Origin of the sequence: Kitasatospora sp. RG8 (assembly GCF_017813315.1) — a bacterium.
In the GTDB taxonomy this organism is placed as follows: domain Bacteria; phylum Actinomycetota; class Actinomycetes; order Streptomycetales; family Streptomycetaceae; genus Kitasatospora.
In genome coordinates, this window is record NZ_JAGIYX010000007.1 from 24,705 (window position 1) to 39,481 (window position 14,777).

General features: G+C 73.5%; 14 protein-coding genes. 6 read left to right on the plus strand and 8 right to left on the minus strand.

Going from position 1 to position 14,777, the window contains the following annotated elements; all coding sequences use genetic code 11:
- Positions 1–22: 22 nt before the first annotated feature.
- From J5Y04_RS13015 to J5Y04_RS13030, 4 genes are all read right to left on the minus strand, one after another.
- The gene (locus J5Y04_RS13015; RefSeq protein WP_209412152.1) at positions 23–2,071 is read right to left on the minus strand and encodes a hypothetical protein; all 2,049 of its coding nucleotides are present in this window, start codon (positions 2,069–2,071) and stop codon (positions 23–25) included.
- Positions 2,068–3,045 carry a protein phosphatase 2C domain-containing protein gene (locus J5Y04_RS13020; RefSeq protein ID WP_209412153.1) on the minus strand — a complete coding sequence of 326 codons (978 nt, stop codon included), beginning with the start codon at positions 3,043–3,045 and terminating at the stop codon, positions 2,068–2,070. The genes J5Y04_RS13015 and J5Y04_RS13020 overlap by 4 nt, the downstream gene beginning before the upstream one ends.
- A gap of 212 nt (positions 3,046–3,257) precedes the next feature.
- Positions 3,258–3,941, minus strand: coding sequence for a VWA domain-containing protein (locus tag J5Y04_RS13025; protein ID WP_209412154.1), 684 nt, complete (start codon positions 3,939–3,941; stop codon positions 3,258–3,260).
- Positions 3,942–4,276: 335 nt separating this feature from the next.
- Entirely contained in the window at positions 4,277–5,662 is a 1,386-nt protein-coding gene (locus tag J5Y04_RS13030; RefSeq protein ID WP_209412155.1) for an MFS transporter, read from the minus strand.
- A gap of 230 nt (positions 5,663–5,892) precedes the next feature.
- Here J5Y04_RS13030 and J5Y04_RS13035 point away from each other — a divergent pair, with 230 nt between their 5' ends.
- Both J5Y04_RS13035 and J5Y04_RS13040 read left to right on the plus strand, forming a co-directional pair.
- Positions 5,893–6,606 carry a TetR/AcrR family transcriptional regulator C-terminal domain-containing protein gene (locus J5Y04_RS13035; protein WP_209412156.1) on the plus strand — a complete coding sequence of 238 codons (714 nt, stop codon included), beginning with the start codon at positions 5,893–5,895 and terminating at the stop codon, positions 6,604–6,606.
- A gap of 40 nt (positions 6,607–6,646) precedes the next feature.
- On the plus strand, positions 6,647–7,159 hold the full coding sequence (locus tag J5Y04_RS13040) for an isochorismatase family protein (RefSeq protein ID WP_209412157.1): 513 nt from the start codon (positions 6,647–6,649) through the stop codon (positions 7,157–7,159).
- Positions 7,160–7,249: 90 nt separating this feature from the next.
- Here J5Y04_RS13040 and murQ read toward each other — a convergent pair whose 3' ends face one another.
- Positions 7,250–8,098 carry an N-acetylmuramic acid 6-phosphate etherase gene (murQ, locus tag J5Y04_RS13045; protein WP_245204776.1) on the minus strand — a complete coding sequence of 283 codons (849 nt, stop codon included), beginning with the start codon at positions 8,096–8,098 and terminating at the stop codon, positions 7,250–7,252.
- Between the two features lie 263 nt (positions 8,099–8,361).
- Between murQ and J5Y04_RS13050 the strand changes: the two genes are divergently transcribed.
- Positions 8,362–9,078 carry an endonuclease gene (locus J5Y04_RS13050; RefSeq protein WP_374106012.1) on the plus strand — a complete coding sequence of 239 codons (717 nt, stop codon included), beginning with the start codon at positions 8,362–8,364 and terminating at the stop codon, positions 9,076–9,078.
- A 98-nt stretch (positions 9,079–9,176) separates the two neighbouring features.
- Here J5Y04_RS13050 and J5Y04_RS13055 read toward each other — a convergent pair whose 3' ends face one another.
- A complete protein-coding gene (locus J5Y04_RS13055) occupies positions 9,177–10,043 on the minus strand; it encodes an alpha/beta fold hydrolase (protein ID WP_209412159.1) in 867 nt (288 codons plus the stop codon).
- Between the two features lie 56 nt (positions 10,044–10,099).
- Here J5Y04_RS13055 and J5Y04_RS13060 point away from each other — a divergent pair, with 56 nt between their 5' ends.
- Both J5Y04_RS13060 and J5Y04_RS13065 read left to right on the plus strand, forming a co-directional pair.
- Positions 10,100–10,699 (plus strand): TetR/AcrR family transcriptional regulator, encoded by a 600-nt coding sequence (locus tag J5Y04_RS13060; RefSeq protein ID WP_209412367.1) that lies wholly within the window; start codon positions 10,100–10,102, stop codon positions 10,697–10,699.
- A 262-nt stretch (positions 10,700–10,961) separates the two neighbouring features.
- Complete coding sequence (locus tag J5Y04_RS13065; RefSeq protein WP_209412160.1) at positions 10,962–11,477, plus strand: DUF6624 domain-containing protein; 516 nt, start codon at positions 10,962–10,964, stop codon at positions 11,475–11,477.
- 191 nt (positions 11,478–11,668) lie between these two features.
- Here J5Y04_RS13065 and J5Y04_RS13070 read toward each other — a convergent pair whose 3' ends face one another.
- Both J5Y04_RS13070 and J5Y04_RS13075 read right to left on the minus strand, forming a co-directional pair.
- Positions 11,669–12,349, minus strand: a complete 681-nt coding sequence (locus J5Y04_RS13070) for a DUF6445 family protein (protein WP_148647004.1) — start codon at positions 12,347–12,349, stop codon at positions 11,669–11,671.
- Between the two features lie 96 nt (positions 12,350–12,445).
- Complete coding sequence (locus J5Y04_RS13075; protein WP_209412161.1) at positions 12,446–13,090, minus strand: TetR/AcrR family transcriptional regulator; 645 nt, start codon at positions 13,088–13,090, stop codon at positions 12,446–12,448.
- A 325-nt stretch (positions 13,091–13,415) separates the two neighbouring features.
- Here J5Y04_RS13075 and J5Y04_RS13080 point away from each other — a divergent pair, with 325 nt between their 5' ends.
- On the plus strand, positions 13,416–14,768 hold the full coding sequence (locus J5Y04_RS13080) for an MDR family MFS transporter (protein WP_307853089.1): 1,353 nt from the start codon (positions 13,416–13,418) through the stop codon (positions 14,766–14,768).
- Positions 14,769–14,777: the final 9 nt, after the last annotated feature.

Genomic DNA, 14,777 nt, shown 5'->3' on the forward strand with positions numbered 1-14,777 from the left:
GCGGCTCCCCTCCGGCCGGTTCTCAGCGGGCCCGGTAGCAGACCGTGTAGCCGAGGTTGGGGTACTCGGGGGGCTGCCACCAGGTTGCGCCGTCCCCGCGGCAGAAGGCGATGTCGTGGTACGTCGGGGTCCGGCCCGTCACCACGACGTTGGCCTGACCGCAGGAGACGGCGGTGAAGGTCACCTGGCTGCCCGAGCCGCTCTTGCTCATGCACTGGTTCACGACGGCCCGCCCCATCGCGTCGGGGTAGTTCATCGAGAGGCAGAGCCGCATGCTCTGGCCGGGCCACCGGGGGACGGTGAAGTACTCGCTCAGCTGGTAGCCCTCCGTCGAGTTGCACCAGCTGCCGGCGCTCTCCCCCTGGGTGCGGGACAGGACGGTGAAGGTGCCCGGCCGGCAGGTCTGAAGGCTCCAGGGGGAGTTGGCGGGGCCGCCGTAGACGCATTGCCCGGGCTTGGCGTAGTAGGCGGTGTTCCGGTTCTGGTAGCTCAGGCAGAGGACGCGGTTGTACTGCGGGTACGTGATGCTCCCCGTCCCGTTGACGGCACTGTCGCAGCCGCTCTTGTCCGTGGTGCCCGCGAGGACCTTGACCACTTTGAAGACGCCGTCACCGCAGTCCACCGGTTTGAGCTTGGTCTGCTGTTCGGTCCCGGTGTTGTCGAAGCAGTCGCCGGCCCGGGCGGTCTCCACCGGGTCCGGCGGAGGGGGCGGAGGGGGCGGCGGGGGCGCGGGTTGCGGCGGTGGCTCCGGTGCGGGCGGTGGCGTGGGTACGGGGGAGGGGACGGGTGGCGGGGTGGGTACGGGAGGCTTCGGAACGGGCGGCAGGGTGGGGGGAGGCTTCGGGTCGGTCCCGCCGATGGCGGCCGTCACAGGGGTCGGCGGTTCCGGGGAAGGGCTGCTGGACTGGTGGGAGTTGACCCACGCGAACAGCAGGATGATCCCGAGGACGATCGCGACGGCCTTGCCGGCCGCGGAGCCGGATCCGCCTCCACCGCCCGGTGAACCGCCCGCCGAGCCGGCTGCCGAGCCGCCTGCCGATCCGCCGGGGGTGGTGCCCGGGGAGGTGCCCGACGAGCCGTGTGACGGACCGGCGGGAGCCGGTGGGCCGACCGGGCTGCCCAGGCCGGGTACGCCCGGGCCGGGCAGCCCGGGGGAGGCCGTCCCACTCGGCGGTCGCGGGATCGGCCGTGACGTGGTGGCCGGCCTGGTCGAGGCGCGCACCGCGGCGCGCCTGAGTGGGAGGACCCACTCACCGGGTGCCGGCCGGCCGGACGGTGTGACCAGCTGACTCCTCCGTGCCAGATCGGCCAGTTCGCGGTCGACGCGGGCCAGCACCTGTGGGTCGGTCGCGCCCTGCTCCCGGGCGATCAGCCGGATGGCCAGCAGGCCGAACTTGAAGGCGTCACCGTGCCGGGTCGCCTTCTCCTCGCCCGGGGGAAGCTGCCATCCGGGCGTCTCGGCCTGGGGCAGCGCGCTCCGGCCGTGGACCCTCATGGCGTCGCAGTCGATGAGGAACGAGGCCGCGCCGGCTCCGTTCGTGAACAGCACGTTCCGCGGGGAGAGGTCGCCGACCGCGATGCCGAGCCCGTGCAGCCGGTCCAGCGTCTCGGCGAGGCCCGCGAGCAGGTTCAGCCGATGACGTGGGGTGATCTTCAGACCGATCCCGGCCACGTAGTCGTCGCGGTTCAGCAGGAACTCGAAGTTCGCCAGCCTGCGGCCCGAGCCGCTCGGGCTCAGCCCCTGGTAGTCGAACGCGAACTCGTCGGGGACCTTCCGCATCAGGAACCCCGTGGCAGCCCCGTGCCTCGTCACCAGCGCGGCGGGCCACGCCGTGCGCTGGAGCAGCCAGCGGGTGTCCTCACCGGCCAGCCCGACCGGCAGGTCCACCATCGCGCGCAGGGCCGCCACGTCCAGCGAGGGCAGCACCTCCGGCAGGTACTCCTTGTAGACGGCCGGCTCCCCGTCGACCGTGCGTCCCTGGACCAGGCGCACGGTGCCCTGGCCGCCCTTGCCCAGGCTCGTGCCGAGGGTGAGGTCGTTGAGGTCGACGGTTCGACCGGGGTCCGTCATGCGGGCCGCCCCGCCCCTGCGCCCGGCCAGATCGCGATCAGCGTCCGGTCGTCGTCGAAGGTCTGGCGGGAGAAGTCCAGGACGTGTGCCAGCCAGGCGGCCGAGGGCGGCTCGGCCAGCTCCCGGGCGAAGAGCGCGCCCACCTGACCGTCCCCGTCGCCCAACGGGTCGCCGAAGCCGTCGGTGCCCACCAGCAACACCTGTCCCGCGACGAGCAGGCACCCGCCCAGCTCCGCCGGGTCCGGGCACCGGGGGAGCGGGACCACGGCGTTGGAGACGATGACGGCGTCCGGGTCGTACTTCGGTGCGAAGAGCGGACGGTACGCGGCCCGGTCGAGGTCGAGGACCCACGCCCCGGAGTCGCCGGCCCTGGACAGCCGGACCTCCAGCCCGCCGGGGACCGGCCGTGCCGTCCCGACGACGAGGGTGGTGGCGAGCAACCGTTCCACCTGGGCCGGATCGGGGGCGGGATGTGCTGCCGGCGCGGGAGCGAGGTGCGGTGCGGGGGCGAGGGGTGGCTCGGGTACGGCTGCGGGATGTGGTGCGGGCCTCGCTGCGGGTGCGGGTGCGGGTCCGGGCGTGGGTGGGGGGCTTGCCGCGGGTGCGGCGCCGGGCCCCGGGCCGGTGCCGGCCAGGATCGCCGTGGCTCGCACCGTCAGCGCCGCCGCCGCCTGCCGCACCACGGCGGCCCAGTCGAACTCGCCCTGACCGGCGTCCAGTTGCCGGAGTACGGCCCCGATCGCCGCCTCACAGGCCAGCATCGAGCCGAGCTCGGGGAGGCTCGCCGCCGACACGCCGTCGGCGACGGCGAACACGATCGTCTCCGAAGCGGCGTGGAAGGTCGCGGCGGCGGAGTCCTGGCGGGGCTTGCGGTAGTAGCGGTGGGAGTTGCCGCGGACGGACGCCAGTCGCAGCCGGGCGTGATCCGTCGACCACCCGTCGGACTCGGTGTCCGCCCGGAAGTACCGTCCCACCGGCGGCCGGGGTTCGAAGACCGGACCCGCGCGGTCGACGACGATCGGGGACCACCGGTCCGGATCGGGCCGGGGCCCGCCCGGGAACGGCGTGCGGGTGTTCGGCGCGGTGTGTGCGCCGGGAGCGTAGGGCGGCGGCGGAGGTGTCGTCGGACGGGCGGGGTCGCCCGGTGAGGTGTCCCGCCAATGAGGGGTGATCGGCCGTTCCACGGTCACACCATGTCGATCGCCACGCGCATCAGGTTCGGGTCGGGCTTTTGGATGATCAGCTCTGGCCTGTTGGCCACCAGGGAGTTGCCCGACTGGATGAGGCTCTCCGTCAGCATCTCGAAGAACACCGTGATGGAGCGGCCGACGTCGGCCCCGGGTACGGAGACGAAGGCGAACTCCGGGCGGGTGGCGACCTCCACCATCGTCCGGGCCTCGGCATGGCCCACACCGACCGCGATGATGTTCGGGGCTGCCTTGGTGACGCCCTTGTCGGTGAGCTGCCGATGGGGCGTGCGCCAGGCCTCGCCGTCGGTGGGGGCGCCGTCGCTCAGGAAGAAGACGACCGGGCGGTGCACGAGGTACCCCTCCCGCTTCAGTCGGGCCACGTCGTCGGGGATCCGCCGGAGCAGGTCGTGGAACGCGGACCCGTAGCTGGTCAGGCCCCGGATGACGAACTGGGGCAGGCGCACCTCGTTGCGGACGTCGGTCAGTGCCAGGCGCTCCTCCACGTCGTCCGCGAATCCCACGATCGCCAACCGGACCTTGTCCGCGAGCATCGGCGCGGCCCGGAGCGACTCGTGGAGGGAGACCAGGCCGTCGGTGAGCTCCCGCTCGCAGACCGCCATCGACCCGGACTCGTCGGCCACCACGTAGGCGGGCAGCAGCACACCCTTGACGTCAGCCACCGGTTCTCCTTCGCTTCCTCACCGTGGCGGACCCTGCTGGTTCGGCCGACCGTCCCGGTCCGCACCCCCGTGAGGACGATCGTCGTCAAGCGCTTCGACAGTAGCCGCACCAACGCGGTCGGTCTACGGATTGTGACGGGTGATCTGCCGGAACTCTTGGTTCCGCGTTGGTTATTGAAGATCAGTTAGCTCGTGCGTTCGCGTGCGGCGTGTCTGTGCACGGTGTGTCCGCGCATTCGTATGTCCGTGTGCCGGTGCCTCGGTTCGTCCGTGTCTCAACGTCGCGGTGCCTCGGTTCGTCGATGGGGCTGGGCCTCGGTGCGTGGCCCCCTGCATCACGCCGCCGGCTCACCGGCCTCCCTCCGGGGTCGGGCGTCCTCCTGCGCGGCGCGGACCGCCGCCGCGTGCGGGTCGGTGCGCTGGTCGTAGTGCCAGAGGGCGGGCAGTGCGGCGGTCAGTACCCCGGTGGATGCGAGGCAGGCCAGTCCACCGGTGCGGAGGGCGGCGCGGATGCCGTAACCGGCGGCGAGCCCGCCGGCCCGGATGTCGCCGAGGGCGGGTCCCGCGGAGCCGATCAGCATCTCCAACCCGGCTGCGCGCCCGCGGAGTTCGTCCGGGATCGACTGGTTCCAGATCGCGGTGCGGAAGGTGTCGCCGACCCAGTTGGCGGCGCCTGCGACCGCGAGGCAGGCCAGCACCGCCCAGACGGTCCCATGAGCGCCACCGCGCGCGCCCCCGCAGAAGGCGGCCGCGACCATCGCGGCGCCGACCAGCGCGCCGGAGGCCAGGACGAGCCGGCCGTGCCGGTGCACCCGCTCGGTCCAGCCGCTGGTCGCGGCGGCCAGCAGGGCCCCCGCCGCCGAGGCCGAGTAGAGCAGTCCGAGGGCCCAGAGGGCGTCCAACTCCTGTGCGAGGAAAGGGAACAGCGCCGTGGGCAGGGCGAACACCGTGGCCGCGAGGTCGACCAGGTAGGTGCCGACCAGGTCCGGCCGCCGCCCCGCGTACCGCAGCCCCTCGGCGAACTCGCGCAGCTGCGGGGCCTCGGCGTCGCGCTCCGACGGGACGGGGCGGACGCGGGCGAGCAGGGCGATCGAGACCAGGAAGGTGGTCAGGTCGATCAGGTAGGCGCACGGCACCCCCGCCGTCGCGATGACGACGCCGGCCGCGGCCGGGGCGGCCAGCCCGGCGATGCTCCACCGCAGTGAGAGCAGCGCGCCGGCCGCGACCAGCTGGTCGTGCGGCACCAGGCGCGGGATCATCGCCTCCACCGAGGGCTGCTGGATCCCCTGAAGCGCCGCCGCGCAGCCGGCCGCGGCGTAGAGCGGCCACAGCATCGGTTTACCGAGCATCGCGTTGACCAGTAGCAACGAGGTCAGTGCGGCCAGCGCGAGCTCGGTCACCAGGGCGACCGTCCGCCGGTCGGCCCGGTCGGCGAGCACCCCGCCGTACAGCCCCAGCACGATCGTCGGGAGCAACTCCACCGCACCGACCGCGCCGACGGCCAACGGCGAGCCGGTGAGGTCGGCGATCTGCAAGGGGATCGCGGTCATCGTGAAGACCGATCCCAGCAGGGTGACGGTGCCGGAGGTCCAGGTCAGCCGGAAGTCGCGGGACGACCGCCACGGGGCGGTGTTCGGCAGTAGCCGGGACGCGAGGCGGCGGACGCGGGAGGGGTGTTCGTGGGGGAGGTGGTCGTCCTGGGCATTCGTCCGCGTGCTCATCGCGGCATCGGTCCCTTCGTCCTTATCACCGATAGATTCCGAGCACGGAACTTAGCAGCGATAAGGTGGCGGTCCAAGCGATTAACGGCGGAAGCGGCAGGCGCCGGAGGCGCGGTCGTCGCGCCCGAAGTGGCGCACGGCGCCTGCGGCGGAAGCGGCGGATGCGGCGGGCATGGCGGACGTGGCGCACGCCGCGGACGTGGCACAGGTGGACGGGAGGCAGGAGCGGCATGGCACTGCAACGCGAAGAGGTGGTCCGGACCGCCCTGCGCCTGCTCAACGAGGTCGGCATCGACGGGCTCACCACACGCCGCCTCGCGCGCGAACTCGGCGTCCAGTCACCGGCGTTGTACTGGCACTTCAAGAACAAGCGGGAGCTGCTCGACCTGATGGCGGAGGCCATGCTGGCCGACGCCCTGCCACCCGACCGCGCGCCGGCGCCGGAGGACTGGCCGCGCTGGCTCGCCGAGGACGCCCGCGCCAAGCGGCGCGCCCTCCTCGCCTACCGGGACGGCGCCCGCGTGCACGCGGGAACCTTGCCCACGGCGGATGAACTGCCCGCGGTGGAAGCACAGTTGAGCGCACTCTGTCAGGCCGGGCTGCGCCCGCGAACGGCCCTGCGGCTGCTGCTCACGATCGACCGGTACGTCATGGGCTGGGTCGCCGAGGAACAGGCCTGGCGTCAGGACGCCGAAGAACGCGCCCAACCGGCTTTCCCGGACGAGGCGTTGAGTGACCTGCCGCTGCTGCGGGAGGCCGCCGACACCCTGCGGATGACCGACCACGACGCCGACTTCGAGTACGGGCTGAGCGTGCTGATCGAGGGCTTCCGCTGCGCAATTGCCGCAGAGGAGGCGGCCGGCAAGGGCCCGACCGGCAGCGGCCCTACCGGCAAGGGCCCGACCAGCAAGGGTTCGACCGGCTCGGGCGGGCGTGAGGCGTGACCGGGTTCGACGGCCCGCGGATCCGCTAGCGTGAACGGCCATGCGAACCCTTGACCCCTCCCGGACCGCACTCGTCCTGGTCGACCTGATGGACCGGATCGTCGCCGCCCCCCTGGCCCCGCGCCCGGGTGCCGACGCGCTCGCCGTCTCGTTGGACCTCGCCGCCGCCTTCCGCAGCGCCGGGGCTCCCGTGGTGGCCGTCCGGGTCGAGCGCCCGAACGTCACCGAGCAGCCACCCGGAAGTGAGCTGGCCGCCGAGGTCGCGGCGGCCGCCGACGCCGTCGTGGTCAAGCGCACCATCGGCGGCTTCCAGGGCACCGGACTGCACGAACTGCTCCAGGCGCGCGGCGTGGACACGCTGGTGTTCGGGGGCATCGCGACCAACCTCGGCGTCGAGTCGACCGCCCGGGCGGCCGCCGACCTCGGCTACGAGCTGGTGTTCGTCGAGGAGGCCATGACCGCCCTGACGGAGGCGGAGCACCGGGCGGCCGTCGACCTGAACCTGCCGCGGTTCGGCGAGGTGGCCGGGCGCGCGGACGTCCGTCTCGGCTGACCCGGGGCCGTCCCGCACCCTGGCCGACCCGGGTGCGGCGCCGCCCGGCGACCGCCGAGGGCCTGCCGGGGTGTGCGTGGCCGCCTCGGTTCAGGCCCTCGGCGGCAGGGATTCGAGTGCCTCGCGCAGCCGGCCGTCGGAGGCGGCGAGCAGCCGGGCGGCGGTCGGCGCGTCCACCCCGGCGAGGATCACCAGCACCGCGTCCTTCGCCCGGCCGCCGGTCGCCGACAGTGCGGCACGGACAGTGGCCTCGTCGGCGCCGGTGGCCTGCGCGACGATGCGGTGTGCCCGGCCGCGCAGCTTCTCGTTCCCGACGCGTACGTCGACCATCAGATTTCCGTACGTCTTGCCGAGCCGGACCATGACGGCGGTCGAGAGCAGGTTCAGCACCAGCTTCTGCGCGGTGCCCGCCTTGAGCCGGGTGGAGCCCGCCACCACCTCGGGCCCGACCTCGGTCTCGACGCCCAGCTCGGCGGCCGCCACCAGGGCGGATCCCCGGGTGCAGGCCAGTCCCACGGTCAGCGCCCCGGCCCCGCGGGCCTGTCGGACGGCCGCGACCGTGTAGGGCGTCCGGCCCGAGGCGGAGACGCCCACGACGGTGTCGGCCGGCGTCAGGGCCAGCGCGGCGAGGTCGGCGACGGCGAGGTCGGCGCGGTCCTCGGCGCCCTCGACGGCGCTCAGCAGGGCGGGCTGCCCGCCCGCGATCAGGCCGACGATCTGACCCGGCGCGGTCCCGAAGGTCGGCGGGCACTCGCTCGCGTCCAGCACCCCGAGCCGTCCGGCCGTGCCCGCGCCGACGTACACCAGCCGGCCGCCCCGGCCCATCCGGGCGGCGACAGCGTCGACCACGGCCGCGATGGCGGGCAGTTGGCCGGCGACCGTCGCGGCGACGGTGCGGTCCTCGGCGTTCATCAGCCGGAGCAGGTCGAGCGTCGCCATCCGGTCGATCCCGGCCCACTCGGGGCGGACCGCCTCCGTCGCCGGTCCGGGTGCGGCCCCGGGCGCGGGCGCTGCCCAGGGCGGGTCCGTCGGCCCGGCGGGTGGTCCGGGTGCTGGACCCGTTGCCGGGTCGGCAGGTGCCCACGGTGCGGGTGCGGGTCTTGGTGCGGGCGTCGGCCCGGGTGGAGCGTTCTCCATGGGGGCACCCTCCCCGCGCATGGGCGGCGCCAACCCGGGCAGGTGCCGGGGGAGGGAGGTGCGTCGTGGACCAGGACCGGATCGTCGCAGTCCTGCTGGAGCGGTACGGCCGCACCTACGCCGAGGAGGCCGGTATCGCCCTGCGCAACACCCCGGCACCGCTCTACCAACTGCTCGTGCTCACCGTGCTCTGCTCGGTCCGGATCGGCGCCGCCACCGCCGTGGCCGCCGCCCGGGAACTGTTTGCGGCAGGCCTCCGGACGCCGCGCGCGATGGCGACGGCGAGCTGGCAGTCCCGGGTGGACGCCCTCGGGCGCGCCCACTACGTCCGGTACGACGAGAGCACCGCGACCGCCCTCGGCCGGGGCGCCGACCTCCTGCTCGACCGCTGGCACGGCGACCTCCGGAGGCTGCGGACCGAGGCGGGCGGCACGTCGGGGAAGGTCGAGGAGCTGCTCCGGGAGTTCCCGCGGATCGGGCCGGTCGGCGCCGGGATCTTCTGTCGCGAGGCCCAGGCCGTCTGGCCGGAGCTGCGGCCCTTCTTCGACGGCCGCGCCCGCGCCGTGGCCGCCGATCTCGGCCTTCCGCGCACCGCGGTGCGACTCGCGGAGCTGGTCCCGCCCGAGGACCTGGGCCGCCTGGCCGCTGCGCTGACCCGGCTCGCCCTGGCGCACGGCGAGCCGAGCGAGCTGCTGTCGGCCACTCCGGACGGGACGGGGGACGAGCAGCCTGCACGTACGCGGGCGACCCAGGCGGCCCGGGCTCCGTCCGGAGGATCGTGACGTCGCCGGTCGGAGACCGCTCGCACCTGACAGCTGTGGCCGGCCCTGACCGTGGGCGGGGTCGGGGGAACCGGGAGGCCGGGGCCACCCGGTCCGCCCTACCGCCCGGCGGCGTGGTGGAGGATGCGGTCGGTCACCAGGCCCGGTTGGTCGGTCGGCAGCGAGTGGCCGGCGTCGGGCACGATCTCCACCCGGGCCGAGGGCACCAGCCTGCCGATGCGGTCGGCGACCTCGCGCGAGTCGTGGATGGCGCTGCGCGCGCCGAGCAGGAACAGCGCGGGCGCGTGCAGACGGCGCAGTTCCTCGTCGGGGAAGACCGGGGGCGCCGGGAGCGCGCGGCGGAATCCCATCGATGCGCGCATCAGACTCATCAGTTCGGCCTCCAGAATGGCGCTGTTGCCCACCAGCCGGGCCAGCCGGGGGCGGACCCGGCGGGGCGCGGCCGAGGCGAGTCCGCCGGCGATCAGCCAGGCGTAGAACCGGGGTCCGAGGTCGGCGAACCCCGCGGGATCCACCAGCGTGAGGGAGGCGGTGCGGCCCGGGTGGTGGATCTGGTGGTTGAGCGCCAGCCAGCCGCCGTAGGAGCAGCCGACGACATGGGCGGCCGGCACCTCCAGTGCGGCCAGGACCTCGTCCAGCCAGGCGGCGCCGTCCCGGCCGTCGCGGATCGGGGTGGTCTGCACGCTCGCGCCGGGCTCGCCGATCGTGTCGACGGCGATGACCGGACGGTGCCGGGCCAGCTCGTCGACGTACCGGTGCCACATCAGCGCGTTTCCGCCCGAGCCGGGCAGCAGCACGATCGGCTCACCGCTGGGCGGGCCGGTCCGGTAGACGCGAGTGGTCCCGAACGCGCTCGGGAGGTCGAGCGCCGTCCGCTGCCCGGGCCACAGTTCCGCAAGCGTGCGCGCGTAGGCGGTGCGGAACCGGTCCTCGGCCTGATCGTTCTTGAACTGGCTGATTCGCATGATACATGTGTATCACAGCATGATACGGGTGTACCACGAGAGGGAGATCCATGAGCGTGCTGGTCGATCACGAGGAACGTCGACGACAGATCGCCGAGGCGCTGCTGCGCATTGCCGACACCCAGGGACTGCAGTCGGCCAGCATGCGGGCGGTCGCCGCCGAGGCCGGCGTCTCCCTGCGCCTCGTGCAGTACTACTTCACGACCAAGGAAGGGCTGCTGCTGGACGCCTTGGCCAGGCTCGGCACCCAGCTCCAGGCCCGCATGGAGCAGTGGATCAGTGCGGCGGGCTCCCCGCCCACGCCGCGCGGCGTCGTGACGGCGATCCTGTCGTGCATCCTGCCGACCGATCCGGAAAGCCGCCGGATCACCAGGACCTACGCCGCCTACTACACGCTGGTGCTCAGCGACCCCGAGGTGCTGGAGAAGCACGGCGCGCGACAGCCGGAGGTGCTGGAGGGCTTCCTCGCTAAGCAGCTCCGCGCGGCCCAGCAGGCCGGGGAGATCGCTTCCGGCAAGGATCCCGAGATGACCGCGGCCGGCCTGCTGGCCATGGTCAACGGCCTCGGCTCAAGCGTGTTGGGAGGTCAGCGCACCGGGGAGGCCGCGCTGGCGGTCCTCACCCATCACCTGGACGAGCTGTTCATCTCGCCGTGAGGGGCGGAGAGGACCGGTGCCGGGGCCTTCGCGACCACGGGGCCCGCAGGGGTCGGGTAGGACGATGAGCAACCGGACCGCCTGCGTCGCCCCACTCCGGCATCGACTGCGGCTCCGGCCACGGCCCTCGCCGTGTGGATAGATCAAGTATCCCAGCATCCGAACGCGGCTGTCACCGTCCTCCGGCAGGAGATTTTGCCGCGATTCGCACATTTAGGGTTGCGGATGACCAGCGAAAACCTCGATCTGACGTGGAGTGGGAATGGCATCCGAACTTGCCGAACTGGCCGGGGAGCTCACCGCCATGGCTGTGGCGGACCATCAGGCCGCGCGCCAGGCGAACAGCAGTGACCCGGCGGAGCAGTTGGCGTGGCGTCGCTTGACCGCGCAGCACGCCGATCGCCTCAACGTGATCATGGACGCGTACGGTTGGCCCACCGCGGAACTGGTCGGTGAGGACGCGGCCCGGGCCGCCTGGCTGATCGCGCAGCACGCCGACCGGCAGCTCGACGTCCAGCGGCGTGCGCTGCGGCTGATGGAGCAGGCGGTGGCCGACGGCCTTGCCGTCCCGCGCGATCTGGCCTTCCTGCGCGACCGCACCCTCGTGAACGAAGGGCGGAAGCAGGTCTACGGCACGCAGATCGCCGGAGTGGAGGACGGGTCGCCGATCCCGTGGCCCTGCGAGGATCCCGAGCGCATGGACGAGCGCCGTGCAGAAGTCGGCATCCCGCCGTTCGACGAGTACGTCGCTCAGTTCTCGCAGTTCCCGGCGGCCTGACCCGTCCCTGGTATCCGGATGATCACCCCCGAGGGCCGGGCCGCCGGACGGATCCCGGCGATCCGGTCCCCTCGGGCGACCCGGGATGCTCCGGCGCTCCGGGGCGCCCCGCAGGCCGGGGCGCCCTGCGGGGCGGGGCGATGCGCAGGCCGGGGTGCTTCGAGGGGCGGGTGCTCCGCGCGCCGAGGTGCTTACGCCATCCAGAAGAAGACCGCCGTCATCCGCCGCTCCTCCAGCTCGGTGCCGTAGTACGTGGTGGCGCTGTGGATCAGGTTGGCGTGGTAGAGCAGCAGTTGGTTGTAGCGGTTGGGGACGCGGACGTCCTCGGTGAACGCGTCGCCGGGGACGTGCCGGGTGCCGAGCGCCTCCACCAGGTTGTTGTGCGGCGCGTTGACCAGGTTGCCACCGAGTCGGCCGCCCGGGAACTGCTGGCGGTAGAAGCTGGTTCCGGCCTCCTTGGGGGCGTTGGGGCTGAGGTAGAGGACGGCGGCGTAGCGGCAGAGCGCCCGGGAGTCGGTGTGCGGGCGGGAGGTCGACTCCCCGGCGCCGACGACCTGGACGCAGTTGTGGTTGAGCGTCCCGCCGCCGGGCGTGCTCTGCACCCAGAGCCGGGAGGCGCCGGTCGCCTTGCGGACCAGCGCCTCCACCCGGGCCAGCTCGTCCGGCTCCAGCCCGGGCATGGTCCGCAGCCCGGGCCAGGCCTCGGGCCGGTAGGGGTAGCCCTCGGTCCATTCGCCGCGGGCCAGTACGCGCTCGCGGACGGCGTCGGGATCGGGTAGGACGTCGTTGATCACCCAGTAGTCCCGGCCGGGCGTGGGTTTGCGGTAGGGCAGGACCGGAAGAGCGGGTCGCCTGATGGGCTGTGAGGGCATGCGCCGACCATAGGGTCGGTGCTCCCCAACAATCTGCCGTGAGCAGGTCAACCTTTCGTCAAGCGACGCGCCCGTGGCGCGGCCTTTCGTCGCTGCTCAGGCCGCTGGTCGGACCGCGTATCCGCCCAGTGCGCCCTCCAGCTGGTCGAAGGCGCGGACCGCGGCCGGACGGATGGCGTCGGCTGTCGATCCGTGTTCCTCCCCGGCCAGCGTGCGGCGGAACACCTCGGCGAAGAGCGTCCGGTGGATCGCGGCGAGCAGGCCGGCGGCGAGCCGGGCGGTGAGGTCGGCGGGCGGGGAGTCGGTGGCTTCGGCGAGGGCGGCGCCGAGGGCGTCCTCGCTCTGCTCGTGGATCTCGCGCAGCCTCGCGACCAGCGCGGGGCTCTCGGTGACGGTGCGGGCGAAGGCGGGGCCGGAGAACCCGAGCGCGGCATCGTGGCGGTCGATCGCGGCCAGGCACTCCCGGCGCAGCGCGGCCAGCGCGGACTCGCCCGGCGCGCGCCCGGCGACCGTCCGGGCGAGCCCGGCGACGATCTCCTCGTGCAGGTCGAGGACCAGGTCCTCCTTGCGCGGGAAGTGGTTGGTGACGGTCATCTTGGCGACGCCGGCGGCCACCGCGACCTCGGCGATCGTCGTCCGGTCGAAGCCCCGCTCGATGAACAGCCGGGTCGCGGCGTGCGAGATCGCCTCGCGGGTGCGGCGCTTGTTGAGCTCGCGCAGGTTGGGGGTGCCGTCGGTCATGGGTGTGAGCCTAGCGCAGATTCGCTGGGTCGGACACAGGAAATAGGCTTGACCCAATCAGTGGGTCGGACCTAAGTTCTTCATCGGCGGCCGGAGCGGTCGCCGGACGGGACGACTCCGGGGAGGGGCCATGGCCGGATCGGCCGCCAGTACGCGCACTTCGGGATCACCGGGTCCGTCCGGCACTTCGGGTCGGTCCCGCCCGTCCCGGCGGTCGGACTCCTCCCGCCCGTCGGACTCCTCCCGCCCGTCGGACTCCTCCCGCAGGCCGTCGGCGGGGAGCGGCCGCGAGCCGTTGCCACCCGGGCTGCTCAGGACGGGCGCCGTGCTCGCGCTGGGCCCGGTGCTGGCCCTGCTCGACACCACGATCGTCAACGTCGGGATCGACTCCGTCGCCCGCGATCTGCACAGTTCGATGGCGGCCGTGCAGTGGGTGTCCACCGGCTACCTGCTGGCCATGTCGCTCGCCATGCCGCTCTCCGGCTGGGCCGCGGGGCGGTTCGGCGCCCGCCGGACGTGGCTGGTCTCGGTCGCGCTCTTCGTCGCGGGCTCCGCCCTCTGCGGCCTGGCCTGGTCCACGGGCAGCCTGATCGCCTTCCGGGTCCTGCAGGGCATCGGCGGCGGCCTGATCCAGCCGCTCGGGCAGACGATCATGGTTCAGGCGGCCGGCCCGTCCCGGATCGGCCGGGTGATGGGCACGCTGATGTTCCCGATAAGCCTGGCGCCGGTCCTCGGGCCGGTCCTCGGCGGCCTCGTCCTGGAGCACCTGGCCTGGCGGTGGATGTTCCTGCTGAACGTCCCGGTCGGTCTGGCAACCCTGCTGCTCGCCGCCCGCCTGGTCCCCTCCGACGGGCAGCGCGCGGAGCCGCGCCCCCGGTTGGACGTCACCGGGCTCGCCCTACTCTCACCGGGCCTGACATTGCTGGTCTACGGGCTCGCCACGATCGGTGGCGCCGCGGGGGCGGGCAGCGGCGCGGCCGTGACGCTCGGCTGCGCGCTGCTGCTCGGGTACGGCGTGCACGCGCGGCGCACCCCGGTCGAGGGCCGCCCGCCGCTGATCGACCTTCGGCTGTTCACCAGGCGCGGCTTCGCGGTGGCCACCGCCAACTCCTTCCTCCAGGGCGCCGCGCTCTACAGCTCGATGTTCCTGGTGCCGCTCTACTACCAACAGGTCGAGCAACGCGGAGCCGTCGAGGCCGGGTTGTTGCTGGCTCCGCAGGCGCTCGGCACGGCGGTGACCTCACTGCTGGCCGCCCGGATCGCCGACCGGATGGCCCCGCGTCCGCTGATCCTGATCGGCATCGCCTGCTCGCTGCTCGGCACGCTGGCCTTCACCCGGCTCGGCGCCGGCACCGGTCCCGCGGACGGCCTGTTGGCCGCTTCACTGGCACTGCGCGGAGCCGGCATGGGCATCATCGTCATCCCCGGGATGGCGGCGGTGTACGGGAGTGTGGCGCGGGTGCAGGTCCCGGCGGCCGCCGGGGCGGTGAACGTGCTCAACCGGGTGGGCGGCGCGCTCGGTACCGCGGTCCTCACGCTGGTCCTCCAGCGCTCGCTGGCCGGTCACCCGGGGCACCCGGCCGTCGCCTTCGGATCCACCTTCTGGTGGGTGCTCGGCCTCTCCGCCCTCGCGATCGCGCCCGCCCTGCTCTACCCGGCCGGCCGCAAGCGCCCCTGACCGGCCGCC